We start from the raw sequence: 25,577 nt of genomic DNA, 5'->3' as shown, positions 1-25,577 counted from the left end.
CGGATTCCGCACTCGCCCGGCTCGTCCCCGCCGAGTACGATCCGCCCAACACGCGCACGAGCTGGAGGACGGACGTTGGGGCGGCTGACCGGCGGGGATCCCTCGCTGCTGCGCAGGATCAACTCCGCGGTGGTGCTGCACGCCCTGCGTGCCGCGGACTGCGCGACGCTCACGGAGATCACCCGGGTGACCGGGCTGTCCCGGCCGACCGTCGAGGGGGTCGTCGAGGATCTCATCGGCGCGGGACTCGTGGTGGAGATGGCGGCGGACGAGAGCGTGGCCCGGCGGCAGGGGCGGCCGGCGCGGCGGTTCCGGTTCCGTGCGGAGGCCGGGCATCTGCTGGGCCTGGAGATCGGCCCGCACCGGGTGGCGGCGCTGCTGGCCGACCTGGACGGGCGACTGCTGGGCTCGCAGGCCAAGGACGTCGACGAGACGGCGTCCGCGGACGAGCGGCTGGAGCGGCTGCGCGCGACGGTCGCCGAACTGCTGCGCCGGGCGGGCGTGCCACGGGACTCCCTGCGGGCGGTCGGGGTCGCCACCCCCGGCATCGTCGAGGCGGACGGGACCGTGCGGCTGGGCACGGCGCTGCCCGAGTGGACGGGACTGCGGCTGGGCGACCGGCTGGGCCGGTCCTTCAAGTGTCCGGTGCTGGTGGAGAACGACGCCAACGCGGCGGCCGTGGCCGAGCACTGGAAGGGGTCGGCCACCGAGTCCGACGACGTGGTGTTCGTCCTGGCCGGGCTGAGTCCGGGCGCCGGGTCGCTGATCGGCGGGCGGCTGCACCGGGGGTACGGCGGGGCGGCCGGGGAGATCGGGGCGCTGCATCTGCTGGGGCGTGAGGTGACCCCGGAGACCCTGCTGTCGACGACGGGCAAGCCGCTGCATCCGCTGGACGAGCAGGCGGTGGCCAAGGTGTTCGCCCGGGCCCGTGAGGGCGACGCGCAGGCGCGGGCGGCCGTGGACCGGTTCATCCAGCGGCTCGTCCACGACGTGGCGGCGCTGGTGCTCGCCCTCGATCCGGAGCTGGTCGTCGTCGGCGGCTGGGCGGCCGGGATGGACGACGTACTGGAGCCGCTGCGGCGGGAGTTGGCGCGCTACTGTCTGCGGCCGCCGCGGGTGGCGCTGTCGATCCTGGGCGAGGCGGCGGTGGCGACGGGGGCGCTGCGGCTGGCGCTGGACCATGTCGAGGAGCAGCTGTTCGCCGTAGAAGGGACGGTGACGGCCCGCAGGTGAGGCCGTCGCCGACGGGACCGTCCCGACCGGCGCCACCGTGAGCAGGGGAACGCGCCGCGCCCCGGAGGGAGTTCCGGGGCGCGGGTCACGGGCGTCGGCAGGCCTGGCGTTCGGGCGTCAGGAGGCCTGGCGTTCCGGGGCCGGGCCGTGGTGTATCTCGACGCCGCCCGAGGCGCCGAACGTCAGGCGGCACGTGTCAGCGCGGTACGTGGCGACGGAGAGCGCGGCGGTACGGCCCCCCGCGAAGAAGCGGGTGGTGACGACGAGGACGGGGGCGCCGGGCAGCCGGTCGAGCTCCCTGGCGTCGTCCGCGCGGGCCGAGCCCAGCTCCACCGCACGGTCCTGGGCCTGGAGTTCCAGGTGCTGGAGTTCCCGCAGCACCGCACGCGCGCGGGCCGCCTCGGACGGGGTGTCGATCGCGGTCAGGTCGGGCACCGAGGCCGCCGGGACGTAGAGGAGCTCGGCGGCGACCGGCTGGCCGTGGGAGACGCGCGAGCGGCGCACCACGTGCACGGCCTGGTCGCGCGGGGTCTCCAGGGCGGTGGCGACGGCGGCGGGCGGGACCGCGAGGACGCTGTCGACGCAGCTCCAGGCGTCGTCCCCGCTGCCGGGCCAGCCCTGGCGCTCCGAGCCGACGGCGACCCCCATCCGGGGCGGTGCGACGGTCGTGCCGACGCCGCGGCGGCGCTGGAGCCGGCCTTCCAGTTCGAGCTGCTCCAGGGCCTGGCGCAGCGTCGCACGGGCGACACCGAAGCGGGCGGCCAGCTCGCGCTCGTTCGGCAGGATCTCGCCGACGGAGAACTCTGAGTCGAGCGCCTCGCTGAGCACGGTCTTGAGATGCCAGTACTTCGGTTCCGGCACCGATTCCAGTTGCGTGGTCCCCACCCTGTCCTCCGCAATCGCCGTGGTCCGGCGGCGTATTTCGCGCCCTTGTTTATTAAAGGTTGTTGTACTTCTCTGCGACCATAGGGCGGCCCCCATCCTTGGTCAAGACCAATCCTCCGGGCGGAATCCGGGCTCCCGGCCCACAATGACCGAGTCGACAGTGGTACGGAAACGGGAGGTCGCGATGCGGTACGGGGTACTGGGCACGGGGCAGGTCGGTCGTACGCTCGGCGGGAAACTGGTGGAACTGGGCCACGAGGTGACCCTGGGTTCGCGTACGCAGGACAATCCGGTGGGCCGGGAGTGGGCCGCGAGCACGGGTGCCGCCGCCGGTACGTTCGCCGAGGCCGCCGCGGGCGCCGAGGTGGTCGTGAACGCGGTGGCGGGGCAGGTGGCGCTCGCCGCGCTGGAGGCGGCCGGGGCGGAGAACCTCGCGGGGAAGGTCGTGCTGGACGTCTCCAACCCGCTGTCGTTCGAGGGCGGCGAGGCGCGGCTGTCGCCGGTGGAGTCGGACAGTGTGGGCGAGCAGATCCAGCGGGCGTTCCCGCACGCGCGTGTGGTGAAGTCGCTGAACACGGTGAACTGCCAGGTGATGGTCGACCCCGGGCGGGTGCCGGGGCGGCACCAGGTCTTTGTCTGCGGAGAGGACGGGGAGGCGAAGGCGCAGGTCACGGAGTTGCTCGGGGAGTTCGGGTGGCCGGCGGACCGGGTGCTCGACCTGGGCGGCATCCAGGCGGCGCGGAGTGTGGAGATGTGGCTGCCGCTGTGGCTGAACCTCATGCGCCACTTCGGGCACGCGGACTTCAATCTGGAACTGCACACGCCCCGTTGAACCGGTCCGGGCCCACGGCGCCCTTGAGGGCTACCCGTCGGTAGCAATCGCTGACAAGCTGTCTCCGACGTTCGCCGGTCCGCCAGACGAGGAGCTCCCCCATGCCCGCCACCGTCTCCTTCCCGGTCACCACGCCCAGTGGCCCGCAGCCGGTCTCCGTCTCCTACGAGCGGACGGGCCGGGGCGAACCGCTGCTGCTGCTGCACGGGATCGGCCACCACCGGCAGGCCTGGGACCCGGTGGTGGACCTCCTGGCGGCCGAGCGCGACGTCATCGCCGTGGACCTCCCGGGCTTCGGCGTCTCCCCCGCACTGCCCGACGGGCTCGCCTACGACCTGCCGACCACGACAGCCGTCTTCGCGGCCTTCTGCGAGGCGCTGGAACTCGAACGGCCGCATGTCGCCGGTAACTCCCTCGGCGGTCTGCTCGCCCTGGAACTCGGCCGCGGGAAGCTCGTACGGTCCGTCACCGCGCTGTCCCCCGCCGGGTTCTGGTCGGAGGCCGAGCGGCGGTACGCCTTCGGTGTGCTGCTCACCATGCGTCACCTCTCCCGCCGGCTGCCGCTGCCCCTGGTCGAGCGGCTGTCCCGTACGGCCGCCGGACGCACGGCGCTGACCAGCACCATCTACGCCCGTCCCGGCCGGCGCGCGCCCGAGGCCGTGGTCGCCGAGACGCTCGCGCTGGCCCGGGCCACCGGCTTCGACCAGACCCTGCGGGCGGGCACCACCGTGCAGTTCACCGAGGACATCCCCGGTATCCCGGTCACTGTCGGCTGGGGCTCCCGCGACTGGCTGCTCGTACGCCGCCAGGGCATCCGCGCCAAGCAGATCATCCCCGCCGCCCGCCTGATCCGCCTCCCCGGCTGCGGCCACTGCCCGATGAACGACGACCCGGCCCTGGTCGCCCGCGTCATCCTGGACGCGAGCAGCTGAGACGGGCCGGTCGGACGGGGTGACGCGCGGGGCGCCGGGAACGGACCCGGCGGGCTCCGCCGGAAGGACGGCGTGAGGGCGACCGGGGCGGAGGCGCCGACCGGTCGGCGGGGACTTCGTGGACAGGCCAGGACCAGGACAGGGGGGTGGTCCGCCGGACGGCAGGCACAGGGAGCGGCTGGGCACGGAGGCGGAGGCGGAGGCGGGCGACCTGGTACAGGTTCACCGTGTCCAGGGCGGATATGGGCCGCAGGGGGCAGGGGCGGGCCGCAACCCCCGCCCGCACCTGAGCCCCTTACCCCCCCCATGAGGGAAGCCCCCCAGGTGTCGGTGAGGTGACTCCGTTGGGGGTGCTGGGAGTTGTTCACTTGGGGTTTGCGTGTGCGCTGCGGTGCACCAGTAGTTGTGGCGGTGCACACCGGCCGGATCCCGTCCCTGGAGGCCCTCCCATGTCACACCTTCATCTGCCCGGGCGCCGCAGTGTCCTGCGCGGCTCGCTCGCCGCGTCCGCGGCCCTGACCCTGCCCGTCGCGGCCGGCGCGGCACCGGCGCTGGCCCTGTCCGGACGGCCCCGTGCCGACTGGGGCGTGCAGACCGGGGACGTGACCTCGGACTCCGGTCTGGTGTGGGTGCGCGCGGACCGTCCGGCCCGGATGATCGTCGAGACGGCCGCCACCGAGTCGTTCCGGCACGCGCGGCGGTGGCACGGTCCCCTGCTGGGCGCCGGTACCGACTTCACCGGCACGACCCGGCTGCACGGCCTGCCCGCGGGTGAGCAGATCCACTACCGCGTGCTGCTGGCCGACCCGGACGACCCGCGCCGCACCGGCGAGCCCGTGACCGGCACCTTCCGCACGGTGCCCGCCGGCCGCCGGCGCGGGGTGCGCTTCCTGTGGTCCGGGGACCTGGCAGGACAGGGCTGGGGCATCAACCCCGAGCTGGGCGGCTACCGCATCTACGACGCCATGGCCAGGCTCGACCCCGACTTCTTCCTGTGCAGCGGCGACAACATCTACGCCGACGGCCCGATCACGGCGACGCAGGCGCTGCCCGACGGCTCCCTCTGGCGGAACATCGTCACCGAGGAGAAGTCCAAGGTGGCCGAGTCCCTCGGCGAGTTCCGCGGCAACTTCCGCTACAACCTGCTGGACGAGAACCTGCGCCGGTTCAACGCCCAGGTGCCCTCGATCATCCAGTGGGACGACCACGAGGTCCGCAACAACTGGTACCCCGGCGAGGTGATCGCCGCCTCCGACACCCGCTACACCGAGAAGAGCGTCGACGTCCTCGCGGCGCGCGCCCGCCGGGCGTTCGGCGAGTACTTCCCGATCTCGACGCTCCGGCCGGGCCGCCAGGAGGGCCGGGTGCACCGCGTGCTGCGGCACGGCCCGCTGCTCGACGTGTTCGTGCTGGACATGCGGACCTACCGCAACGCCAACTCCCCCGACGACCAGACCGTGGACCCGCAGGGCATCCTCGGCCGGGAGCAGCTGGAGTGGCTCAAGCGCGAACTGTCCCGCTCGCGCGCGGTATGGAAGGTGATCGCCGCCGACATGCCGCTCGGCCTGGTCGTGCCGGACGCCACCGAGGGCAGGGCGAACATCGAGGCCGTGGCGCAGGGCGACCCGGGTGCGCCGCTCGGCCGTGAGCTGCAGATCGCCGAGCTGCTGCGGTTCGTCAAGCACCGCAGGATCACCGGCACGGTGTGGCTGACCGCCGATGTGCACCACACCTCGGCCCAGCACTACCAGCCCGCGCGGGCCGCGTTCACCGACTTCGAGCCGTTCTGGGAGTTCGTGTCCGGCCCGCTCAACGCGGGCGCCTTCCCGGCCAACGCGCTCGACGGCACCTTCGGCCCGGAGCGGGTGTTCGTGAAGGCCCCGACCGCGGCCAACGTGTCCCCGGCCGGCGGCTACCAGTTCTTCGGCGAGGTCGACATCGACGGCGACAGCGGGGAGCTGACGGTCCGGCTGCGCGAGCAGGACGGCACCGTGCTGTTCACCCAGGTGCTCCAGCCGGGGCGCGTGGGGCAGTGACGACGGGGCAGCAGTCGTAGAAGAATTAACAAAACGGGCATTAGCGGCCTTTACCCGTCAGTCACAATCCGTTCGTGATCACGCAACACCGTTCCTCCACAGTGGCTGCATGAGTCGAAACCTGTCTGACGTGAAAAGCACCAAGATCGCCGCGCTCTCCGCGTTCTTCAAGGCCCCTTGGAGGGCACGACGCCACGAAGACCCGCCGCCCACGAGCGATACCGGTGCCCGGCCGTCCTCCCCGGAGGAGCAGGCCGGGCCCGGCGCCGTCGGCGGGGAGAGCGCCCTGTGGCGGATGCGGACCACCGTGAAGGACGCGCCGGGATCCCTCGCCGCGCTCTGCGCCGCGCTGGCGGGGCACCGGGTGGACATCCTCAGCCTCCAGACGCACCCCCTGGGTGAGGACACCGTCGACGAGTTCCTGCTGCGCGCCCCGGCCGCGCTGGCCTCCGCCGACATCACCGGTGCCGTCGCCGGCGCGGGCGGCTCGGGCACCTGGATCGAGCGGGCCGACGCCCACGATCTGGTGGACGTGCCGACCCGGGTCCTCGGGCTGGCCACCCGCACGGCGCTCGACGCGGCCGAACTGCCGCTCGCGCTGCGGCAGCTCCTCGGCCGGTGCACGATCCGCTCGCTGCCCGCCGCGCCGGTCGGCGGCGGCCGGGGAGCGGCCGACGTGCCCGTCGAAGGGGTGCTGGAGGACACCGTGATGCGCCTGCGGGCGCCGGAAGGCGGAGTGATCACCGTGGAGCGGCCGTATCTGCCGTTCACCCCGACCGAGTTCGCCCGTGCGCGGTCCCTGGTCGAGCTGGACGCCCGGCTCGGTCCGCGGATCCCGCGCAGCCAGGACGTGCTGACGCTGCCCGAGGGCAACGACATCACCGTACGACGGGCCGACACCGGCGATCTGGACGCGGCCAGGGAGATGCACGAGCGCTGCTCGCCGCGGACGCTCGGCCGGCGGTACCACGGGCCCGTGGGCGACGCCGACCGCTACCTCAACCACCTGCTCAGTCCCCGGTTCGGGCGGACCCTCGCGGTCTGGACGCCGTCCGGGCGGATCGTCGGGCTGGGGCACCTCCTGTGGGACGGGGACGAGACCGAGGTGGCGCTGCTGGTGGAGGACCAGTGGCAGCGGCGCGGGGTCGGGCGTGAGCTGCTCGAACGGCTGGTGGCGATGGCCGTCGAGGCGGGATGCGCGAGTGTGTACGCCGTGACGCAGTCCTCCAACACCGGGATGGTCGCCGCGATGCGCGGCCTCGGGCTGCCCCTGGACTACCAGATCGAGGAGGGCACCCTGGTGATCACGGCTCGGCTGGACGCCGTGGGCACGGTCGGGGAGCGCGGCGAGGCCGGCACTCAGCGGGCCCGCGGATAGCCGGACCGTCCCGTCGCCCCGTCGGGGTCGGCATGGGCGTCGGCCAAGTGGGCGAGGGGGCCAGGCGATCGGCATGGTGCGGGGAGGCGGCGGGGGGCGCGGGTCCGAGACTGGTGGGCCGGAGCCAGGCAGGGAGAGCGCATGGACGACCGCAGCCGTGCAGGTGCCCAGGAGGCCGTGGCCACCGGTGCGGACCCGGGCGGTCGGGCCGGGGTGCTGGGCACCGCGCTCGCCGGGGTGCTCGCCTTCGCCCTCGCCTCCGGTTCCTGGCAGTGGTTCTCCACCTACCTCGGTGTCACCCTGCTCGCGGTGATCTTCTCCTTCACCCGCCCGCCGACGCCCGCGCCCGGCGGACGCTCCGCGTATCTGCGGAACCTGACGGCCTACTCGCTGGTCGTCGGTCTGTGCGCGGCCCTCGCGGTGGCTCCCGCCATGCAGCGGTGGGCCTGGTTCTTCCCGATGCCGGGCACCCGCGCCGACTGCGCCCGCCTGGGCAGCTCCGCGTCGCCGCGGGCCGAGGCCGCGCTGAGCGGCCTCGGCGGCCGGGACGGCGTCGCGCCGGCGTCCGCGCCGAGCGATCTGGGCGGGCACGCCGTCGACGACTGCCTGGCGTCCACGACGACCCTCTGGCTGCCGGTGTACGCGCTCGCGGCAGCCCTCCTCGCGGCCTGCGGCGCCTGGCTGATCAGCAGGGCGGGCGCCCGGCGGACGGCGACGGGGCAGCCGTGACCCGCCGCTGAGCGGATTCGGGCGACGGTAGCCTCTCGGGAATGCGCGCACAGAGGTTCGGGCCCTCCGCCGATCGTGCCGTCGTACGCCTGGTCGGTGCCGGCGTCATGGCGCTGGTCGCGGTCGGGAGCGCGACGGGACAGGGGTGGGCGCGACCCGCGTCGGAACCGGGGGCACGGAGCGCCGCCGACTACACCCCCGTCACCGGAACGGTCCGCGGCAGGGTGGGGGACACCGTCGTGGTCCGGCTCGGTGTGGCGAACCTGGGCCCCGGTGCCCCCGACGGCGGAGCCCCCGGGACCTTCGCGGTGGTGCCACCGCCGGGGACCACGATCACGTCCATCCCCTGGGAGGGGGACGACGACGACCGCCGCTACGCCTGCCGGCCGCCGCAGGACGAGGACAACCCCTTCTTCCTGTGCGACCTCTCCGAGTGGCGGGCCCCGGCGCCCGGGACCTCGGTCACCCTCGGTTTCCACATACGTATCGACCGGCGGATCCCCGGCGCCGAGGGATCCGTCACCGTGTACGGTCCGCACGACCCCGTGCCCGGCAACGACAGCGCGGCGTTCCGCGTCCGGGCCGCCCCCGCGCCGGCCCGGCGGTGGCGGCAGGCGCTGCTGACGGCGGGGGCGGCGGCCTGTGCGGTCTGGGCCGGCGGACGGTTCGTCAGGAGGCGGCGGCAGAGGATGTCCTGACACCTGGCGTCCGCAGCGGCGGAGGGCTCCCCAGCGCCTCGTCCAGGTCGGTCCACAGATCCTCCGTGTCCTCCAGGCCCACCGACAGCCGCAGCAGGCGGTCGCTCACCCCGGCGCCCCGGCGGTCGGACGCGTCGACGATGCGGTGGCTGATGGACGCCGGGTGCTGGATGAGGGTGTCGACGCTGCCGAGGCTCACCGCGGGGGTGATCAGACGAACGCCCGCGATCACCTCGTGCGGATCGCCGTGGACCTCGAAGGCGATCATCGCGCCGCCGAGGCGCGGGTAGTGGACGCGGGCGACCCGCGGATCGGCGGCGAGCCGGCGGGCCAGTTCGGCGGCGGTCGCGGAGGCCGCCCTGACCCGGACCGGGAGCGTGGACAGTCCGCGCAGCAGGAGGTAGCCGGCCAGCGGGTGCAGGACGCCGCCGGTGGCGAAGCGGATCTGCCGGAGCAGCCCCGCGAACTCCTCGTCGCAGGCGACCACGCCGCCCAGGACGTCCCCGTGCCCGCCGAGGTACTTGGTGGCGCTGTGCAGGACCAGCCGGGCGCCCTGTTCGGCGGGACGCTGGAGCACCGGGGTGGCGAAGGTGTTGTCGGCGAGCAGCGGGACCGAGCCGCAGGCGTGGGCGACGGCCCGCAGGTCGACCTCGGCGAGGGTCGGGTTGGCCGGGGACTCGACCATGACCAGTCCGGTGTCGGGGCGCAGCGCGTCCGTGATGCCGGCCGGGTCGGTCCAGGTGACCTCCGAGCCGAGGAGTCCGGCGGTCAGGAGGTGGTCGCTGCACCCGTAGAGGGGTCGTACGGCGACGACGTGCCGCAGGCCCAGGGAGGCGCGGGCGAGCAGGACCGCGCTCAGGGCGGCCATCCCGCTGGCGAAGGCGACCGCGCTCCCGGTGCCCTCCAGCCGGGCGAGGGCGGTCTCGAAGCGGGCGACGGTCGGGTTGCCGAGCCGTCCGTAGACCGGCGGCCCCTCGGGCTCGGCTCCGGTCGCGGCGAACGCGTCGATCCGGGCCGCCTCGGCGCGGCTGTCGTAGGAGGGGTAGGTGGTGGACAGGTCGATCGGCGGGGCGTGCAGGCCCTGCCGGGCCAGGTCGTCCCGCCCGGCGTGCACGGCCTCGGTGGCCAGGGCGCGGGGTGCTGCGGACCGTCGTATCGCGGGGGACGCGTGCGTGCTCGCTGCGGCTGAGTCCATGGACCGCAGAGTGAACAACGCACGGGGTACGGGAATCGAACACCGTGCTACGTTCGGCCGATGCCCGAATCTGTCGTACTGGACCCGGTGGACCTGCATCTGCTGCGGTTGCTGCAGAACGACGCCCGGACCACGTATCGCGATCTCGCGGCGCAGGTCGGGGTGGCGCCTTCGACGTGTCTGGACCGGGTGACGCGGCTGCGCCGCTCGGGCGTGATCCTCGGACATCGGCTGCGGCTGGATCCGGCCAAGCTGGGGCGGGGGCTCCAGGCGCTGCTGTCGGTGCAGGTCCGGCCGCATCGGCGGGAGCTGGTGGGGCCGTTCGTGGAGCGGATCCGGGCGCTGCCGGAGGCGCTGACGGTCTTCCATCTCACGGGTCCGGACGACTACCTGGTGCATGTGGCGGTCGCCGACATGGCGGATCTCCAGCGGCTGGTGCTGGACGAGTTCACGGCCCGGCGGGAGGTGGCGCGGGTCGAGACCCGGCTGATCTTCCAGCAGTGGGACTGCGGGCCGCTGCTGCCGCCGGGATAGCGCCTTTCCGGCGGTCTCAAACACCTCGGCACCGCCCTACGCCCACAGCTCAAACGCCGTGACGTGCGCTTCCCTCCGTACGAGGATGGTGTGCATGCCACAGACCACGAGCAGCCCTCTGCCCCGTGCGGTCGCCGACGCCTATGTCGACGATCTCATCGCCCTCGACCCGGTCACCGGTACCTTTCTAGGCGTGGCGGAGAGTTCGAGCCGTCTGCCCGACTTCTCGCCCGCGGGCCTGGAGGCGCGGGCGCGACTGACCCGGGACACGCTGGCCCGGCTCGACGAGGCGGAGCGGCGACCGGGCGCGGACAGTGACATCGAGCGCCGGTGCGCGCGCCTGCTGCGCGAGCGCCTGACCGCGGAGCTCGCCGTGCACGAGGCCGAGGAGGGGCTGCGCGCGGTCGGCAACCTGGGCATGCCCGCGCACCATGTGCGTGAGGTGTTCACCGTGACGCCCACGGACACCGAGGAGGACTGGGCGGCGATCGCCGAGCGGCTGCGGGCCGTGCCGGCGGCCCTCGGCGGCTACCGCGAGTCCCTGGCGCTCGGCCTGGAACGCAAGCTGTACGGCCCGCCGCGCCCGACGGCCACCTTCGTCGAGCAGCTCTCCGAGTGGACGGACACGGACGGTGCCGGCCGCGGCTGGTTCGAGGACTTCGTGGCCACCGGGACCGATTCGCTGCCGGAGGCGCTGCGCGCGGAGCTCCGGGAGGCGGCCGGGACCGCGACGGCGGCGGTCGTGGAGCTGCGGGACTGGATGCGCGACGTGTACGCGCCGGCGATCGAGGGCGCGCCGGACACGGTGGGCCGCGAGCGGTACGCCCGCTGGTCGCGCTACTACAACGGCACCGACCTGGACCTGGACGAGGCGTACGCCTACGGCTGGGCGGAGTACCACCGGCTGCTCGGCGAGATGAAGAAGGAGGCCGAGCGGATCCTGCCGGGTGCGGCCACGCCCTGGGTGGCCCTCGCGCACCTCGACGAGCACGGCAAGCACATCGAGGGCGTCGACGAGGTACGCGACTGGCTCCAGGGCCTGATGGACCAGGCGATCGAGGCGCTGGACGGCACCCACTTCGAACTCGCCGAGCGGGTACGGCGGGTGGAGTCGCGGATCGCCCCGGCGGGCAGCGCCGCCGCCCCGTACTACACGCCGCCGTCGGAGGACTTCTCCCGGCCGGGCCGCACCTGGCTGCCGACGATGGGCCAGACCCGCTTCCCGGTGTACGACCTGGTCTCCACCTGGTACCACGAGGGTGTGCCGGGCCACCATCTCCAGCTGGCGCAGTGGGCGCACGTCGCCGGTGACCTCTCCCGGTACCAGGCCGTCGTCGGCATGGTCAGCGCCAACGCCGAGGGCTGGGCGCTGTACGCGGAGCGGCTGATGGACGAGCTGGGCTTCCTCACCGATCCGGAGCACCGGCTCGGCTATCTGGACGCGCAGATGATGCGGGCGGCGCGGGTCATCGTGGACATCGGCATGCATCTGGAGCTGGAGATCCCGGCGGACTCGCCGTTCCACCCGGGCGAGCGCTGGACCCCCGAGCTGGCGCAGGAGTTCTTCGGGGCGCACAGCAGCCGCCCGGCGGACTTCGTGGAGAGCGAGCTGACCCGCTATCTGACGATCCCGGGCCAGGCGATCGGCTACAAACTCGGGGAGCGGGCCTGGCTGCTGGGCCGCGAGCGGGCACGCGAGCGCCGGGGGGACGCCTTCGACCTCAAGTCCTGGCACATGGCGGCCCTTTCGCAGGGCTCGCTGGGGCTCGACGACCTGGTGGACGAGCTGGCGCGGCTCTGACCCGACGTGAGAGGGGCGGGCCCCGGGAAATTCGCTGTTCCCGGGGCCCGCTCGTACGGCAGCCTCGTCTCCCATGACCACCACCCGCACCCTGTTCCTCTCCCCGCGCGTCACCGCGACCGGCCACGCCCTCGCGGACGCGGCACGGCGGCGCGGGGCGCGCGTGGAGACGCTGCGCGACTGGCGGGTGCCCGAGGGGTACCGCCCGGAGCCGGGTGTCTCGCTGTACGCCGGTCCGCTGTTCGCGGACGCGGTCGCGGGCGGGCTGGGGCTCGGGCTGCTGGAGGCGCCGGAGGACTGGCTGGCCCGGCTGCCGTACGAACTCACCCTGCGGGACGTGGAGTTCACCACGATCGCGGAGGCGTGGCGGCTGCGGCGCCCGGCGTTCGTGAAGCCGCCGAACGACAAGAGCTTCCCGGCCCGGGTCTACCCCGACGGCGGTGGGCTGCCGGGACCGGACGCGGTCGGGGGCACGGAACCGGTGCTGGTCAGCGACATCGTGGCGTTCGCCGTGGAGTACCGGCTGTTCCTGCTGGACGGCGAGGTGCGCACGGGCAGCCGGTACGCGACCCGGGGTGCCCTGGACGTGGTCCCGCTGGCGGAGGACCCGCGCCGCGCGGAGGTGCTGGCGTTCGCCGGGCGGATCACGGAGACGGCGGGGTCCGGGGCGGCGGGGGCAGCGCTGCCCAGCGCGATCGTGGTGGACGTGGGCCTGATCGACGGGACGGGCTGGGCGGTGGTGGAGGCCAACGCCGCCTGGGCCAGCGGGCATTACGCGTGCGACGCGGACGCCGCGCTGGACGTGGTGCTGCGGGCGGCCCGCCCCGAGGGGGAGTTCGGGGCGGCCGACCACCGTTTCCTGCGTCCGGTCCCGGACGTCGTACGCGACTGAGCGCTGCCGGGACGGCGGTCAGCAGCCGCAGTTCTCCGCGTCGACCGGGGCGGTGAGCGGGTCGGCGTCGCGGTGCCCCCGGCCCTCCCAGGTCTCGTACGCGAAGCCCTCGCGCACCCAGTACTCGAAGCCGCCGAGCATCTCCTTGACCTGGTAGCCGAGTTCGGCGAGCGCGAGGGCGGCCCGGGTGGCGCCGTTGCAGCCGGGGCCCCAGCAGTACGTCACCACGGGCACGTTCCGGTCGAGGAGGTGCCCGGCCTGTTCGGCGATGAGGGCGGTGGGCAGGTGGACGGCGCCGGGGATGTGGCCCTGGTCCCAGGCCTCCGTGGAGCGGGAGTCCAGGACGACGAACCCGGGGTCGCCCCCGGCGGCGAGCACGGCGGCCACGTCGGAGACGTCGGCGTGGAAGACGAGGCTCGCCCGGAAGTGGGCGGCTGCTTCGGCCGGGGCGGCGGGGGCGACGCGCAGGACGGGGTTCACGGGGCTGGTGGTGACGGTCATCGCAGGGCCTCTCTGTGGCGGGTTCCCGATGACGTGGCGGGTTCCCGATGACCTGAAATCTACGGCCTATGATCATCTTCCTGAAGGGGGAATCCCCGGCGTGCATGCCATGCCGCCGGGAAATCCCCCGTCTTCCGTGAGCGCGACCCGGCATTCCCCGGGCGGTGCGGTCAGTGCCCGGGGGAGGCGGCGCGGCCCCGCTGCCGCACCTGCGAACCGGACCTCCCCTTCACGACCTCCAGCTGCGCGTGGACGCGTCGGCGCAGGTCGGCGACATGGCTGACGATGCCGACGCTGCGGTCGCGTTCCCGCAGGGAGTCCAGGACGTCGAGGACCTCGTCGAGGGTCTGGTCGTCGAGGCTGCCGAAGCCCTCGTCGATGAAGAGGGTGTCCAGCCGGACCCCGCCCGCCTCGTCGGTCACCACGTCGGCGAGGCCGAGCGCGAGGGCCAGCGAGGCGAAGAAGGTCTCGCCGCCGGAGAGCGTGGCGGTGTCCCGCTCCCGGCCGGTCCAGGCGTCGACGACATGCAGGCCGAGCCCGCTGCGGCCGCGTCCGGCCCGGTCGTCGGAGTGGACGAGGGTGTAGCGCCCGGCGGACATCTGGCGCAGCCGCGCGGTCGCGGCGGCGGCCACCTGTTCCAGCCGGGCCGCGAGGACGTACGCCTCCAGCCGCATCTTGCGTTCGTTGTCGGCCGAGGTGCCCGCGGTCAGGCCGGCCATGCGGGCCACCCGGTCGTACTCCTCGCGCAGCGGCGCGAGCCTCCGTACCGCCTCGGCCGAACGGGCCGAGAGCCGGTCCAGTTCCGTGCAGCGCCGGGCCGCCGCGTCACGCGCGGAGGCTGCGTCGCGCAGCCGGCGGGCCGCGGTGGCCGCCATGTCCTGCGCGGCAGCCAGGTCGGCGGGCTGTCGCTGGGCGGCGGCCGCGGTGTCGGTCTCGGCGAGGACCGCGCGGACCGCGGCCTCCTCGGACTGCCAGGCGTCCAGCCGCCGTTGCAGCTCGCGGTGGGCACCGTCGTCGAGCAGGGCGTCGGCGGCGGCCTGCGGGGTGTCGAATCCGGCCCGGAACGCGGCGTCGGCGAGCCGGGCGTCGGCGTCCTTGAGCCGCTGGGCGGTGTCCTCGGCGGCCCGCGCGGCGTCCGCGGCCCCGGTGAGCAGCGTGGCCCGCCGCTCCAGCTCGGCGGCACGGGCGGCCACCGTGCCGGCCGGGCCCCGCGCCTGCGCCAACTCCACTTCCAGCGAGGCGCGTTCGCTGTCCAGGGCGTCCCGGCGGGCGACCCGGGCGGCGGCGCGTACGGCGGCCTCCTGCTGGGCGGAGACCCTCCGGTCGCGTTCCCGCTCGGCCTGCCGCAGCCGCTCCTGCGCGGTGTGCAGCGCCGAGGCGCCGCTCCGGGCCCGGGTGTACTCCCGCTCCACCTCGTCGGCGAGGGCGGCGAGTTGGGCGGTGGGCGCGTCACCGGCCTCGCCTTCGGCGGCGGCCAGCTCCCGCTGGAGCAGTCCGAGGCGCTGTTCGGCCTCGGCCCGTTCCTCGTCGGCCCGCTGGACCACGGCCAGCGCGCGGTCCTCGGTCTCCCGGCCGACGTGCCCGGCGTCCTTGCGCGCGGGGGCCGGATGGTCGACGGCGCCGCACACCGCGCACGGTTCGCCGGCGCTGAGCCTTGCGGCGAGTTCGGCGGCGATGCCGTTCAGCCGCCGTTCCTTGACGTCCAGCCAAGCGGCGCGCGCCTGTTGGGCCGCCTCGGTCGCGGCCAGCACATCGCGGTGCGCCTCGTCCGTCTCCCGCGCGAGCCGGTCCCGTTGGCGGGCGGCGGCGAGGCGCTTGCGGGCGGGTTCCCGCTGCACCGCGAGGCGTTCGGCCCGGGTGGCGGCCTCCTGGGCGGCCTCCACGGCGCCCAGCAGGCCGGTACGGGTCTCCTCCCACCCGGCCAGCCAGGTCTCCGCCTCCTGGAGGACGTCCGCGTCGGCCCGCTCCTGGCGGTCCAACCCGCCGCGTTCCGCGAGGAGTTCGGTCAGCCGTCGCTCGGCCCGGCGGGCCGACTCCAGACCGCCCAGCTCCTCGGCCGCGCGCCGGGCGGCGGCGGCGAGTCCGGCGCCGCCCGCGTCGGCGAGCCCGCCGGGGTGTCCGCCGTCGACGGCCGTGCGCACCAGCTCCCGCGCGCGGTCCTCCGTCCGGGCCGCCCTGTGGTGGTCCGACTCGGCGGACTCCCGCAGCTCCAGTGCGGGTGCGACCGCGTCGGCCTTGCGGCCCCGCTCCATCCGGTCCCGGTCCTCGCGGTGCGCTTCGGCGCGCTCCTCCAGCCGCCCGGCCCGCTCCCGCGCCTCGGCGAACCGCCGCTGCAACCGGTGCAGTTCGCGTACGTCCGTCAGCGCGCGCTCGGCGCCCGCCTGGGCGGACTCGGCGGCGGAGAGCCGGCAGTGGGCGATGGTCAGCTGCTCACGGGCGGTGCTGCGGGCCACGGCGGCGGCGGTGACGACGGCCTCCGCGAGACCCGGCTCGCCCGGCTGGAGCTCCGGCAGCTCCATGGCTCCCCCGGCGGCCTGCTGCATCCGGTGGGCGTCGGCGACCAGCCCGGCGTCGCCCTCCCGTACGCGCGCCTCCGCCTCCCGGCGCCGCTCGGCGAGCCGTTTCTCCACCTCGGCGAACCGGCGGGTGTCGAAGAGCCGGCCCAGCAGCCGCCCGCGCGCCTCGGCGTCGGCGCGCAGGAAGCGCGCGAAGTCGCCCTGGGGCAGCAGCACGACCTGGCAGAACTGCTCCCGGCTCATGCCGAGCAGCTGGGTGATCTCCTCGCCGATCTCCTGGTGGGAGCGGCTGAGGTCCTTCCAGACGGCGCCGACGGGGTCGTACTCGCGCAGCCAGGTCTGGGCCTTCTCGACGGTCGTGCCGGTGCCGCGTTTCTTGGCGCGCTCATGGGGCGGTTGCCGGGTGATCTCCAACCGGCGTCCGGCGACGCTGAGTTCGAGGGTGACCTCGGTGCGGGTGCCGGGCGCGGCATGGTCGCTGCGCAGGGTGAGGCCCTGGCCCTGGACGGACTGGCGGGCGCCCGGGACGGAGCCGTAGAGCGCGTAACAGACGGCGTCGAGGACGGAGGTCTTGCCCGCGCCGGTCGGCCCGTGCAGCAGGAAGAGCCCGGCGGCGGACAGATCGTCGAAGTCGACGCTCTGGGCGTCGCCGAAGGGCCCGAAGGCCGTCAGATCGAGCCGGTGCAGCCTCACCGCGCCACCTCCCGTACGACGTCGTCCGTGCGGACCGCGTCGAAGGCGTCCCGCAGCACACCCCGTTCCCGGGCGTCGGGTCCCGCGCCGCGCACATGGGCGACGAAGTCCTCGGCGATCTCCTGGTCGCTGCGGCCGGCGAGGCGGCGGGCGTAGGACGCGTCCGGGTCGTCCGGGGCCCGCTCGGGGGCGAAGACCAGGCTGAGGGTGTGCGGGAACCGCTCGGTGAGGCGGGCCATGGGCTCGGCGGGGCGGACGGTGTCGGTGAGCGTCGCCTCCACCCATGCCTCCTCGTGCGGGGCGAGCGCGGGGTCGGCGAGCAGTTCCTCCAGGGTGCCGGAGATCCGGGCCAGCGCGCGCGGCACCGGGCAGTCGATCCGCTCGGCGCTGAGGGCGCCGGCCGCGTCGAGGTCGACCAGCCACATGGTCTTGCGGTGGTCGGTCTCGGAGAAGGAGTACGGCAGCGGGGAGCCGGAGTAGCGGACGCGCTCGGTGAGGGTCTGGGAGCCGTGCAGATGCCCGAGGGCCACGTAGTCGACGCCGTCGAAGACCCCTGCGGGCACGGAGGCGACCCCGCCGACGGTGATGTCGCGTTCGCTGTCGCTGGGTTCGCCGCCGGTGACGAAGGCATGCGCGAGGACGACGGACCGGGTGCCGGGCGCGCGGGTCGCGAGGTCGGCGCGGACCCGGTCCATGGCGGCGGCGAGCACGCTCTCGTGCCCGGCCTTCTCCACCCCGAACTCGTCCTTCACCAGGGCGGGTTCGAGGTAGGGCAGGCCGTAGAAGGCGACATCGCCGTGGGCGTCGGCGAGCACCACGGGGGTGCCGGCGGCCGAGGGGTCGGTGCGCAGATGGACGCCCGCCCGGCCGATCAGCGCGGCCCCCACGCCGAGCCGGCGGGCCGAGTCGTGGTTGCCGGAGATCATCACGGTCGGCACCCCGAGGTCCGCGAGCCGGTGCAGGGCCTCGTCGAACAGCTCGACCGCGGCGAGCGGCGGTACCGCGCGGTCGTACACGTCCCCCGACACGAGCACCGCGTCGACCTCGCGCTCGCGCACGGTCGCGACGAGTGAGGCGATGAACGCGGACTGCGCCGGAAGCATGTTCACGCGGTGGAACGACCGGCCGAGGTGCCAGTCGGACGTGTGCAGCAATCTCAAGAAACCGCTCCGACGTACAGAAACCGACCGTGAACACCGACCACGCTAACGCCTTCGGCACCCGACCCCTCACCGGCCGTTGCTTTTTGTCCGTATACGACAGCCAATCACCGGAAACATCACGGATCTGGCGATGTCGCGGCGCGGTGGACGGCAAATCCGTTGGACAACTCCCCTGCCCCTGGCGATCGTTGACGGAATGGATCAGGAGCAGATCTGGGACGCGGACGCCGCCCGACGCTACGACACCCCCGGTACGGGGATGTTCGCGCCCGAGGTGCTCGGGCCCACCGTGGACCGGCTGGCCGCGCTCGCGGACGGCGGGGCGGCGCTGGAGTTCGCGATCGGCACCGGGCGGGTGGCCGTACCCCTCGCCGCCCGCGGTGTACCCGTGGCCGGCATCGAGCTGTCCCGTCCGATGATCGGGCAGCTGCGGACGAAGGCGGACGAAACGGCGATCCCCGTGGTCGTCGGCGACATGGCGACCGCCCGCGCGCCGGGCACGTACACGCTCGTCTACCTGGTCTTCAACACCATCTCGAATCTGCTCACCCAGGCCGAGCAGGTCGCGTGCTTCCGCAACGCCGCCCGGCATCTGGCGCCCGGCGGACGGTTCGTGATCGAACTGTGGGTGCCCGAGCTGCGCAAGCTGCCCCCGGGGGCACCGGCGACCGTCTGGCACTCCGAGCCCGGGTACGTCGGCCTGGACACCTACGACGTCCTGCGCCAGCACGTCGTCTCGCACCACTTCCGGTTCGACGAGGAGGGCCGCGAGGCCCGCCTGGACCGCTCCCCGCACCGCTACATCTGGCCCGCCGAGCTCGACCTCATGGCCGAGCTGGCCGGATTCGAGCGGGAGAGCCGGCACGCGGACTGGTCGGGGGCCGAGTTCACCGCCGCGTCGGGGTCCCATGTGTCGGTGTACCGGCTGCCGGAGTAGTCAGGGCCGTCAGGCGTCCCCGTACGCCTCGCCGCCCAGCTCCAGCAGAGCCGTGCCCGAGGTGGCGTCCGCGAGCCAGGCGCGGAAGGCGTCCACATCGGCGTCCGGGAGGCCGATCTCCAGGGTGACCGCCTCGCCGTAGCGGACGTCCCGGACCTCGCGGCCGGTGGCCCGCAGATCGTTCTGGACCTTGCCGGCGCGCTGGTGGTCGACGGTGACGGTGGCGAGGCGGAAACGGCGGCGGGTGAGGGTGCCGAGGGTGTCGAGCGCCTCGCCGACCGCGCCGCCGTAGGCCCGGATCAGTCCGCCGGCGCCGAGCTTGACGCCGCCGTAGTAGCGGGTGACGACGGCGACGACGTACCGCATGTCGCGGCGCAGCAGCATCTGGAGCATCGGGACGCCCGCGGTGCCGCCGGGTTCGCCGTCGTCGCTGGCCTTCTGGACGGCGGCGTCGGCGCCGATGACGTACGCCCAGCAGTTGTGGGTGGCGTCGGCGTGCTCCTTGCGCACGGACGCGATGAACGCCTGCGCCTCCTGCTCGGTCGCCGCCGGGGCGAGGGCGCACAGGAAGCGGGAGCGGTTGACCTCGGTCTCGTGCACGCCCTCGCGGGCCACCGTGCGGTACTCGTCCTGCATCCGGCCACCCTATGCGCCGGCCCGGCCCGCGCTCAGCCGGCCTTCTTCTTCCCCCGGGGCACGATCATCGAGGTCAGCAGCGCGGTGCCGGGGCGCAGGGCGCGCCAGTCGGGTCCGTGCCAGGCCAGTACGGCGATCGCCGAGGTGGGGAACTTCAGCCGCACCTCGTCCAGCGCGTGGTCGAGGTCGTCCCCGGCGAGCTCCAGGACCAGCTCCTCCAGGCCCGGGTTGTGGGCGACGAGCAGCAGCGTCCCGATCCCGGCGGGCGTCTCCCGTACGACATCCAGCAGCTCCGGCACCTCGGCCGCGTACAGGCGCGGGTCGTGGCGGACCGGGGGCGGGGCGTCCCACTCGGCGGCGGCGAGCTGCCAGGTCTGGCGGGCGCGTACGGCGGTGGAGACCAGCGCGAGGTCGGGGACACAGCCGGCCCCGGCGAGGGCGCGGCCCGCGGCGGGGGCGTCGCGGCGACCACGGGCCGCGAGGGGCCGCTCGTGGTCGGGGACGCCGTCCGGCCAGTCCGACTTGGCGTGCCGCAGCACCACCAGCCTGCGCGGTGGTCCGTCCTGTGCGCTCATGGCGAGGCTCCCAGATCGCGGGTGAGGTCGAGGCCGAGGAGGCGGTCGGCGTAGGCGTACGTCTCGAAACGGGCGCCGTGCGGCAGCTCCGGCCCGGCGTCCTCCACCCACCGCAGCACCGTCAGCACCTCGGGTACGTCCAGGTCGTCCTCCCAGGCGGTACGGAGCCGTCCGCGCACCGCGTCCGGGACGGGCCGCGAGGGCCGCCTCGCCCAGTCGGCGACGGCTCTCCGCCAGCGTACGAGGGTCTCGCCGGCCTCGCCCAGCGCCGCCGCGTCCAGCCGGACGGGCTCGGTGCGGGGCCGGGACAGCAGCGCGAGACGCAGCACGGCGGGATCGTCCGGGACCGCGCCCTCGACCCCGGCCACCGCGATCCGCACCCCGTCGGGCGCCGGACCGCCCTCCCCCACCACGTGCAGGATCTGGGCCTCCCCCACCCCGGCGCCCAGGCCCTGGCCGTCCTCGAAGGGGTGCATGCCGAGCGCGGCGGCGCCGGACCGCAGCTCCGCCTGCTGGCGCTCGCCGGTGAGCAGCGCCCACACGGGCGTCCCGCCGAGCTCCAGCGCCCGCACCAGCACATCGGCGGTGAGCAGGACCCGCAGCGACCCCGCCCCGTACCCGGAGGCATGCGCCTGGACCCGGGTCAGACCACGGCGGACGGGAGCGGCGACGACGGCTTCGCCGGTTCGGGCGTCGGTGATGCACAGCACGAGGCGAGCCTAGGGCGACGGTCGGGGATTCGCAGGCAGGGGGGTGGAATCAGGGGTACCCGTGGCGCGTTGGAGTGCCTGACAGGTATGGTGCGCGACCCCATGGGAGGCCGACGGTGTACGGCGACGAGGCGACGATCCGGAAGATTCTCACCGGGCTCGGTGACACCTGGGCGGTGGTGGGGCTGTCGACGAACCGGCGGCGCGCGGCGTACGGCGTCGCGGAAGTGCTCCAGCGTTACGGCAAGCGGGTCGTGCCGGTCCATCCGAAGGCGGAGACGGTCCACGGCGAGCAGGGCTACGCCTCCCTCGCGGACATCCCCTTCCCGGTGGACGTCGTGGACGTGTTCGTCAACAGTGAGCTCGCCGGTGCCGTCGCGGACGAGGCGGTCGCGAAGGGCGCGCAGGCGGTGTGGTTCCAGCTGGACGTCGTCGACGAGGCGGCGTACGAGCGGGCGCGTGCGGCGGGTCTGGAGATGGTCATGGACCGCTGCCCGGCGATCGAGATCCCGCGGCTCGGCTGACGCCCGACCGGTCGGCCCCGGTCCCACAGGTTCCCCGGGCATGCTGGGCGCTCGTATGTCCGAGAACGAGAACCCGAGCGGGACCGAAGAGGCCGCCGCCGCGCCCGCCCGCTGCTGCATGCCCTCCGCGGGCGGCCACGCCGGGCCCGCGCGTCCGCTGCCGCCGCCGTCGGCCCGGGCCGACACGGACGCCATGGTGGAGCTGCCCGGCGGTGAGTTCCTGATGGGCGCGGAGGACGCGGAGGGGTTTCCGGCGGACGGGGAGGGGCCGGTACGGGCCGTCCGGGTGGCGTCCTTCCGGATCGACGCGTACGCCGTCAGCAACGACCGGTTCGCCGCGTTCGTCGCGGACACCGGGCATGTGACGGACGCCGAGCGGCTGGGCTGGTCGTACGTGTTCGCCGGATTCCTGCCGGGCGTGCTGCGCCGCGAGTCGCCGCGCCCCGAGCGGACCCCGTGGTGGTGCGCGGTCGCGGGGACGGCCTGGAACCGGCCGGAGGGGCCCGGCAGCTCGCTCCGGGAGCGCGGGGACCATCCCGTCGTCCATGTGTCCTGGTTCGACGCGGCCGCGTACGCCGCGTGGGCCGGGCGGCGGCTGCCCACCGAGGCCGAGTGGGAGTACGCGGCCCGGGGCGGGCTGGAGCGCAGGCGCTACCCGTGGGGCGACGAGCTGGATCCCGGCGGCGAGTTCCGCTGCAACATCTGGCGGGGCACCTTCCCGACGCGGAACACCGCCGCCGACGGGTACAGGGGGACCGCGCCCGTAGACGCGTTCGCACCCAACGGCTTCGGGCTGTACAACGTGTCCGGGAACGTCTGGGAGTGGTGTGCGGACGCGTGGTCCGCGGGCGGCGCGGAGAAGGTGATCCGGGGCGGCTCGCACCTGTGCCACGCCTCCTACTGCAATCGCTACCGCGTGGCGGCCCGCAGCGCCAACACCCCCGACAGCTCCAGCGGGCACGCCGGTTTCCGCTGTGCCCAGGACGTGCCGGAAGAGCGGCGGACCGGTCGATAATGGCGGGGTGACCACCAACTCCCCCTCTTTCCAGCGCACTCGGGTCGTCATCGTCGGGGCGGGCCCCGCCGGCCTCACGGTCGGAAACATTCTGCGGGCGGCGTCCGTCGACTGCGTCGTCCTGGAGACGGAGAGCCGTGCGTTCATCGAGCAGCGGCCGCGGGCCGGCGTCATCGAGGAGTGGGCCGTCAACGGACTGCGCCGACGGGGCCTCGCCGACTTCCTGCTGGCGCGGGCCGAGCGCCACAGCGCCTGCGAGTTCCGCTTCGGGGGCGAGCGGTACCGCTTCTCCTACGGCGAGCTGACGGGCCACCACCACTGGGTGTACCCGCAGCCGTTGCTGGTGACCGACCTGGTCCGCGAGTACGTGGACGTACGGGGCGGGGACGCCCGGTTCTCGGTGCGCGACGTCGAGCTGCGCGACCTGGACAGCGGGCACCCGTCGGTGTCCTACACCTGCGGGGAGAGCGGTGAACGGCGGATGCTCGCCTGCGAGTTCGTGGTCGGCGCCGACGGAGCGCGCGGGGTCAGCAGGGCCGCGATGCCGCCGGGGCACGCCCGGACCGCCCGGCACGACTACGGCGTCGCCTGGCTGGCGCTGCTCGCCGAGGCGCCGCCGTCCTCCGACTGCGTGCTGTTCGGGGTGCACGAGAACGGGTTCGCCGGGCACATGGCCCGCAGCCCCGAGGTGACCCGCTACTACCTCCAGTGCCCGCCCGGCGACGACCCGGAGAACTGGCCCGACGACCGGATCTGGTCCGAGCTGCACGTCCGGCTCGCGGGCGGCGCGGGCGCCCAGGCGCTCACCGAGGGCCCGTTGACCGAGAAACGCGTGCTCGCGATGCACGACTACGTGGTCGAGCCGATGACGTACGGGCGGCTCTTCCTGGCCGGCGACGCGGCCCATCTGGTCGCGCCGATCGCCGCGAAGGGCATGAACCTCGCGCTGCACGACGCGTTCCTGCTCGGCGACGCGCTGGTGGCGTATCTCGACGGCGACGACGGCGAGGGCCTGGACGGCTACTCGGAGGCGTGTCTGCGGCGGGTGTGGGACTACCAGGAGTTCTCGCAGTGGCTGTCGGAGGTGTACCACGGGACGGCCGCCAAGGATCCCTTCCGGGCGGGCACGACCTTCGCCCGGCTGCGGCGCCTCTTCACCTCGCCGGCGGCGGCCGCGGCCTTCGCCGAGCAGTACCTCGGAACCGCCGAGCACTACTGACCGCGCTCCTGCGCTGGGGCCTGTCGTTTGGATCAGGTCGCAGGGAATCAACCGGACTGTTCGGCCCCCGCGTCTGCGGCATGATCCAGACGACAGGCCCTAGTCGTGCACCGGGGTGTCCCCGAGGCGGTGGTCGGCCACGTTCAGGGCCTCGGCCACCAGCCGGCGCAGATGGCCGTCGGAGAGGGAGTAGATCACCCGGCGGCCCTCCTTGCGGGTGTGCACGAGCCCGGCCAGCCGCAGCCGGGCCAGATGCTGGCTGACCGCCGGCCGGGCCGCCCCGCACACCTCCGTCAGCGTGGTCACATCGGCCTCGCCCGAGGTCAGCGCGTGCAGCAGGGTGAGCCGGGTGCGGTCGCCGAGCAGGGCGAGCAGCTCGGCGGCGAGCGCCAGCTGCTCCTCGCCGGGGGTGCGCGGATGCGCATGGTGCGCAGGTGATAGGTGCATGCGTGCGCTCATACGCACATAATGGCGGGGTGGGCGCAGGCGCGTCCACCCCGGCGCAGCGGAAGGGACCGACGTGAGCGAGCGGCACGACCACGGGCACGAGCACCACCACGGACACGCGCACGAGCATCCGCACCGGCACGCCCCCGCGGCATCCTCGCTGCGCCACCGGCTCTCCCACCTCCTCACCCCGCACTCCCACGAGAGCGCCGACAAGCTCGACGCGGCCCTGGAGTCCTCGGCCCGGGGCCTGCGCGCGCTGTGGGTCTCGCTGGCGGTGCTGGGCGTCACGGCGGCCGTCCAGGCGATCGTGGTGGTGCTCTCGGGGTCGGTGGCGCTGCTCGGCGACACGGTGCACAACGCGGCGGACGCGCTGACCGCCGTACCGCTGGGCATCGCGTTCGTGGTGGGCCGGCGGGCGGCCACCCGCCGCTTCACCTACGGCTACGGACGCGCGGAGGACCTGGCGGGCCTCGCGATCGTGCTGACCATCGCCGCGTCGGCGGTCTTCGCCGGGTGGACGGCGGTCGAGCGGCTGCTGGACCCCCGGCCGGTCGAGCACGTCGGCGCGGTCGCGCTCGCGGCGCTGGCCGGGTTCGCGGGCAACGAGTGGGTGGCCCGGTACCGCATCCGCGTCGGCCGCTCGATCGGCTCGGCGGCGCTGGTGGCCGACGGGCTGCACGCGCGCACGGACGGCTTCACCTCACTGGCCGTGCTGCTCGGCGCGGGCGGTTCGGCGCTGGGGTGGCAGCTCGCCGACCCGCTGGTGGGGCTGGCGATCACGGCGGCGATCGCGCTGGTGCTGCGGGACGCGGCGCGGGAGGTGTTCCGGCGGGTCCTGGACGCGGTCGACCCGGCGCTGGTCGACCGGGCCGAGCGGGCCCTGCTGGAGGTCGAAGGGGTGCGCGGGGTGGGCGAGTTGCGGCTGCGCTGGATCGGTCACCGGCTGCGCGCCGAGGTCGCGGTCGTCGTGGACGGCGAGGCGACCGTACGCCGGGCGCACACGATCGCCGTACAGGCGGAGCACGCGCTGCTGCACGCCGTCCCCCGGCTCACCGCGGCCCTGGTCCACGCGGATCCGACACCGGCACCGGGCGAGACCGACCCACACCTGACCCTCGCCCACCACACGGCGACCTGAGGCCCGCCGGACACCGAGCCCGACCGGCACCACCCCACCCACCGGCCCGACCCCCGCACCCGTCCCGGGCGGGCCGATCCCCATCCGCCCCTCACCACCACACGGCAGCCCAAGAACCCACCACACGGCAGCCCGAGGCCCGTCAGACGCCGAGCCCGACCGGCACCACCCCACCCACCGGCCGGACCCCCGCACCCGTCCCGGGCGGGCCGATCCCCATCCGCCCCTCACCACCACACGGCAGCCCAAGAACCCACCACACGGCAACCCGAGGACCGTCAGACGCCGAGCCCGTCCAGGACCACCGCACCCGGCAGTACGGATCCCGCACCCGTCCCGGGCGGGACCGAACCCA

24 protein-coding genes are annotated in these 25,577 nt (G+C 74.4%); 15 read left to right on the top strand and 9 right to left on the bottom strand.

Features of this window, described 5'->3' with window-relative positions; genetic code table 11:
* The first annotated feature begins 75 nt into the window (after nt 1-75).
* Nucleotides 76-1,233 (top strand): ROK family transcriptional regulator, encoded by a 1,158-nt coding sequence (locus ABZ490_RS25865; RefSeq protein ID WP_358994312.1) that lies wholly within the window; start codon nt 76-78, stop codon nt 1,231-1,233.
* Between the two features lie 117 nt (nt 1,234-1,350).
* Here the strand turns inward: ABZ490_RS25865 and ABZ490_RS25860 are convergent, their stop codons facing one another.
* Complete coding sequence (locus ABZ490_RS25860; RefSeq protein WP_358994309.1) at nt 1,351-2,118, bottom strand: GntR family transcriptional regulator; 768 nt, start codon at nt 2,116-2,118, stop codon at nt 1,351-1,353.
* Nucleotides 2,119-2,302: 184 nt separating this feature from the next.
* On the opposite strand from ABZ490_RS25860, the gene ABZ490_RS25855 reads away from it, so the two are divergent.
* From ABZ490_RS25855 to ABZ490_RS25830, 6 genes are all read left to right on the top strand, one after another.
* Nucleotides 2,303-2,950 carry an NAD(P)-binding domain-containing protein gene (locus tag ABZ490_RS25855; RefSeq protein WP_358994305.1) on the top strand — a complete coding sequence of 216 codons (648 nt, stop codon included), beginning with the start codon at nt 2,303-2,305 and terminating at the stop codon, nt 2,948-2,950.
* Nucleotides 2,951-3,051: 101 nt separating this feature from the next.
* Nucleotides 3,052-3,882, top strand: a complete 831-nt coding sequence (locus ABZ490_RS25850; RefSeq protein ID WP_358994303.1) for an alpha/beta fold hydrolase — start codon at nt 3,052-3,054, stop codon at nt 3,880-3,882.
* A gap of 449 nt (nt 3,883-4,331) precedes the next feature.
* Nucleotides 4,332-5,918, top strand: coding sequence for an alkaline phosphatase D family protein (locus ABZ490_RS25845; protein ID WP_358994300.1), 1,587 nt, complete (start codon nt 4,332-4,334; stop codon nt 5,916-5,918).
* A 109-nt stretch (nt 5,919-6,027) separates the two neighbouring features.
* Nucleotides 6,028-7,296, top strand: a complete 1,269-nt coding sequence (locus ABZ490_RS25840) for a GNAT family N-acetyltransferase (protein ID WP_358994298.1) — start codon at nt 6,028-6,030, stop codon at nt 7,294-7,296.
* Nucleotides 7,297-7,437: 141 nt separating this feature from the next.
* Entirely contained in the window at nt 7,438-8,025 is a 588-nt protein-coding gene (locus ABZ490_RS25835; protein ID WP_358994295.1) for a hypothetical protein, read from the top strand.
* A gap of 41 nt (nt 8,026-8,066) precedes the next feature.
* Nucleotides 8,067-8,723 carry a hypothetical protein gene (locus tag ABZ490_RS25830; protein ID WP_358994293.1) on the top strand — a complete coding sequence of 219 codons (657 nt, stop codon included), beginning with the start codon at nt 8,067-8,069 and terminating at the stop codon, nt 8,721-8,723.
* Here the strand turns inward: ABZ490_RS25830 and ABZ490_RS25825 are convergent.
* Nucleotides 8,695-9,918, bottom strand: coding sequence for a PLP-dependent transferase (locus ABZ490_RS25825; protein ID WP_358994290.1), 1,224 nt, complete (start codon nt 9,916-9,918; stop codon nt 8,695-8,697). The two genes, ABZ490_RS25830 and ABZ490_RS25825, sit on opposite strands and share 29 nt — an antisense overlap.
* A 60-nt stretch (nt 9,919-9,978) precedes the next feature.
* Here ABZ490_RS25825 and ABZ490_RS25820 point away from each other — a divergent pair, with 60 nt between their 5' ends.
* From ABZ490_RS25820 to ABZ490_RS25810, 3 genes are all read left to right on the top strand, one after another.
* Nucleotides 9,979-10,452 carry an Lrp/AsnC family transcriptional regulator gene (locus ABZ490_RS25820; protein ID WP_358994287.1) on the top strand — a complete coding sequence of 158 codons (474 nt, stop codon included), beginning with the start codon at nt 9,979-9,981 and terminating at the stop codon, nt 10,450-10,452.
* A 94-nt stretch (nt 10,453-10,546) separates the two neighbouring features.
* The gene (locus tag ABZ490_RS25815; RefSeq protein ID WP_358994284.1) at nt 10,547-12,253 is read left to right on the top strand and encodes a DUF885 domain-containing protein; all 1,707 of its coding nucleotides are present in this window, start codon (nt 10,547-10,549) and stop codon (nt 12,251-12,253) included.
* Between the two features lie 73 nt (nt 12,254-12,326).
* Nucleotides 12,327-13,145, top strand: coding sequence for an ATP-grasp domain-containing protein (locus ABZ490_RS25810; protein WP_358994282.1), 819 nt, complete (start codon nt 12,327-12,329; stop codon nt 13,143-13,145).
* Between the two features lie 18 nt (nt 13,146-13,163).
* Here ABZ490_RS25810 and ABZ490_RS25805 read toward each other — a convergent pair whose 3' ends face one another.
* The 3 genes from ABZ490_RS25805 to ABZ490_RS25795 form a co-directional block, all read right to left on the bottom strand.
* Nucleotides 13,164-13,646 carry a rhodanese-like domain-containing protein gene (locus ABZ490_RS25805; protein WP_358994279.1) on the bottom strand — a complete coding sequence of 161 codons (483 nt, stop codon included), beginning with the start codon at nt 13,644-13,646 and terminating at the stop codon, nt 13,164-13,166.
* A 170-nt stretch (nt 13,647-13,816) separates the two neighbouring features.
* Nucleotides 13,817-16,855 (bottom strand): SMC family ATPase, encoded by a 3,039-nt coding sequence (locus ABZ490_RS25800; RefSeq protein WP_358994275.1) that lies wholly within the window; start codon nt 16,853-16,855, stop codon nt 13,817-13,819.
* Entirely contained in the window at nt 16,852-18,015 is a 1,164-nt protein-coding gene (locus tag ABZ490_RS25795) for an exonuclease SbcCD subunit D (protein WP_358994272.1), read from the bottom strand. Before ABZ490_RS25795 ends, ABZ490_RS25800 begins: the two co-directional genes overlap by 4 nt.
* A 199-nt stretch (nt 18,016-18,214) precedes the next feature.
* Here ABZ490_RS25795 and ABZ490_RS25790 point away from each other — a divergent pair, with 199 nt between their 5' ends.
* Nucleotides 18,215-18,955 (top strand): class I SAM-dependent methyltransferase, encoded by a 741-nt coding sequence (locus ABZ490_RS25790; RefSeq protein ID WP_358994270.1) that lies wholly within the window; start codon nt 18,215-18,217, stop codon nt 18,953-18,955.
* Nucleotides 18,956-18,964: 9 nt separating this feature from the next.
* Here ABZ490_RS25790 and ABZ490_RS25785 read toward each other — a convergent pair whose 3' ends face one another.
* Genes ABZ490_RS25785 through ABZ490_RS25775 form a run of 3 tightly spaced genes read right to left on the bottom strand, consistent with a single transcriptional unit; the run spans nt 18,965 to nt 20,876 of the window.
* Complete coding sequence (locus ABZ490_RS25785) at nt 18,965-19,591, bottom strand: YigZ family protein (protein WP_358994267.1); 627 nt, start codon at nt 19,589-19,591, stop codon at nt 18,965-18,967.
* A gap of 32 nt (nt 19,592-19,623) precedes the next feature.
* A complete protein-coding gene (locus ABZ490_RS25780) occupies nt 19,624-20,166 on the bottom strand; it encodes a histidine phosphatase family protein (protein WP_358994264.1) in 543 nt (180 codons plus the stop codon).
* A complete protein-coding gene (locus ABZ490_RS25775; RefSeq protein ID WP_358994261.1) occupies nt 20,163-20,876 on the bottom strand; it encodes a hypothetical protein in 714 nt (237 codons plus the stop codon). Before ABZ490_RS25775 ends, ABZ490_RS25780 begins: the two co-directional genes overlap by 4 nt.
* A 116-nt stretch (nt 20,877-20,992) precedes the next feature.
* Between ABZ490_RS25775 and ABZ490_RS25770 the strand changes: the two genes are divergently transcribed.
* The 3 genes from ABZ490_RS25770 (at nt 20,993) to ABZ490_RS25760 (ending at nt 23,634) form a co-directional block, all read left to right on the top strand.
* Nucleotides 20,993-21,400 (top strand): CoA-binding protein, encoded by a 408-nt coding sequence (locus ABZ490_RS25770; protein ID WP_358994258.1) that lies wholly within the window; start codon nt 20,993-20,995, stop codon nt 21,398-21,400.
* A gap of 193 nt (nt 21,401-21,593) precedes the next feature.
* Nucleotides 21,594-22,415, top strand: a complete 822-nt coding sequence (locus ABZ490_RS25765; RefSeq protein ID WP_358994377.1) for a formylglycine-generating enzyme family protein — start codon at nt 21,594-21,596, stop codon at nt 22,413-22,415.
* Between the two features lie 7 nt (nt 22,416-22,422).
* Complete coding sequence (locus ABZ490_RS25760; protein ID WP_358994255.1) at nt 22,423-23,634, top strand: 4-hydroxybenzoate 3-monooxygenase; 1,212 nt, start codon at nt 22,423-22,425, stop codon at nt 23,632-23,634.
* A gap of 99 nt (nt 23,635-23,733) precedes the next feature.
* On the opposite strand, the gene ABZ490_RS25755 is transcribed toward ABZ490_RS25760, so the two are convergent.
* Complete coding sequence (locus tag ABZ490_RS25755; RefSeq protein ID WP_358994252.1) at nt 23,734-24,093, bottom strand: metalloregulator ArsR/SmtB family transcription factor; 360 nt, start codon at nt 24,091-24,093, stop codon at nt 23,734-23,736.
* A 61-nt stretch (nt 24,094-24,154) separates the two neighbouring features.
* Between ABZ490_RS25755 and ABZ490_RS25750 the strand changes: the two genes are divergently transcribed.
* Complete coding sequence (locus tag ABZ490_RS25750; protein ID WP_358994249.1) at nt 24,155-25,222, top strand: cation diffusion facilitator family transporter; 1,068 nt, start codon at nt 24,155-24,157, stop codon at nt 25,220-25,222.
* The last annotated feature ends 355 nt before the right edge of the window (nt 25,223-25,577 follow it).

The organism is Streptomyces sp. NPDC005811 (assembly GCF_040630405.1).
GTDB lineage: Bacteria > Actinomycetota > Actinomycetes > Streptomycetales > Streptomycetaceae > Streptomyces.
This window is presented reverse-complemented; position numbering and strand designations above follow the sequence as displayed.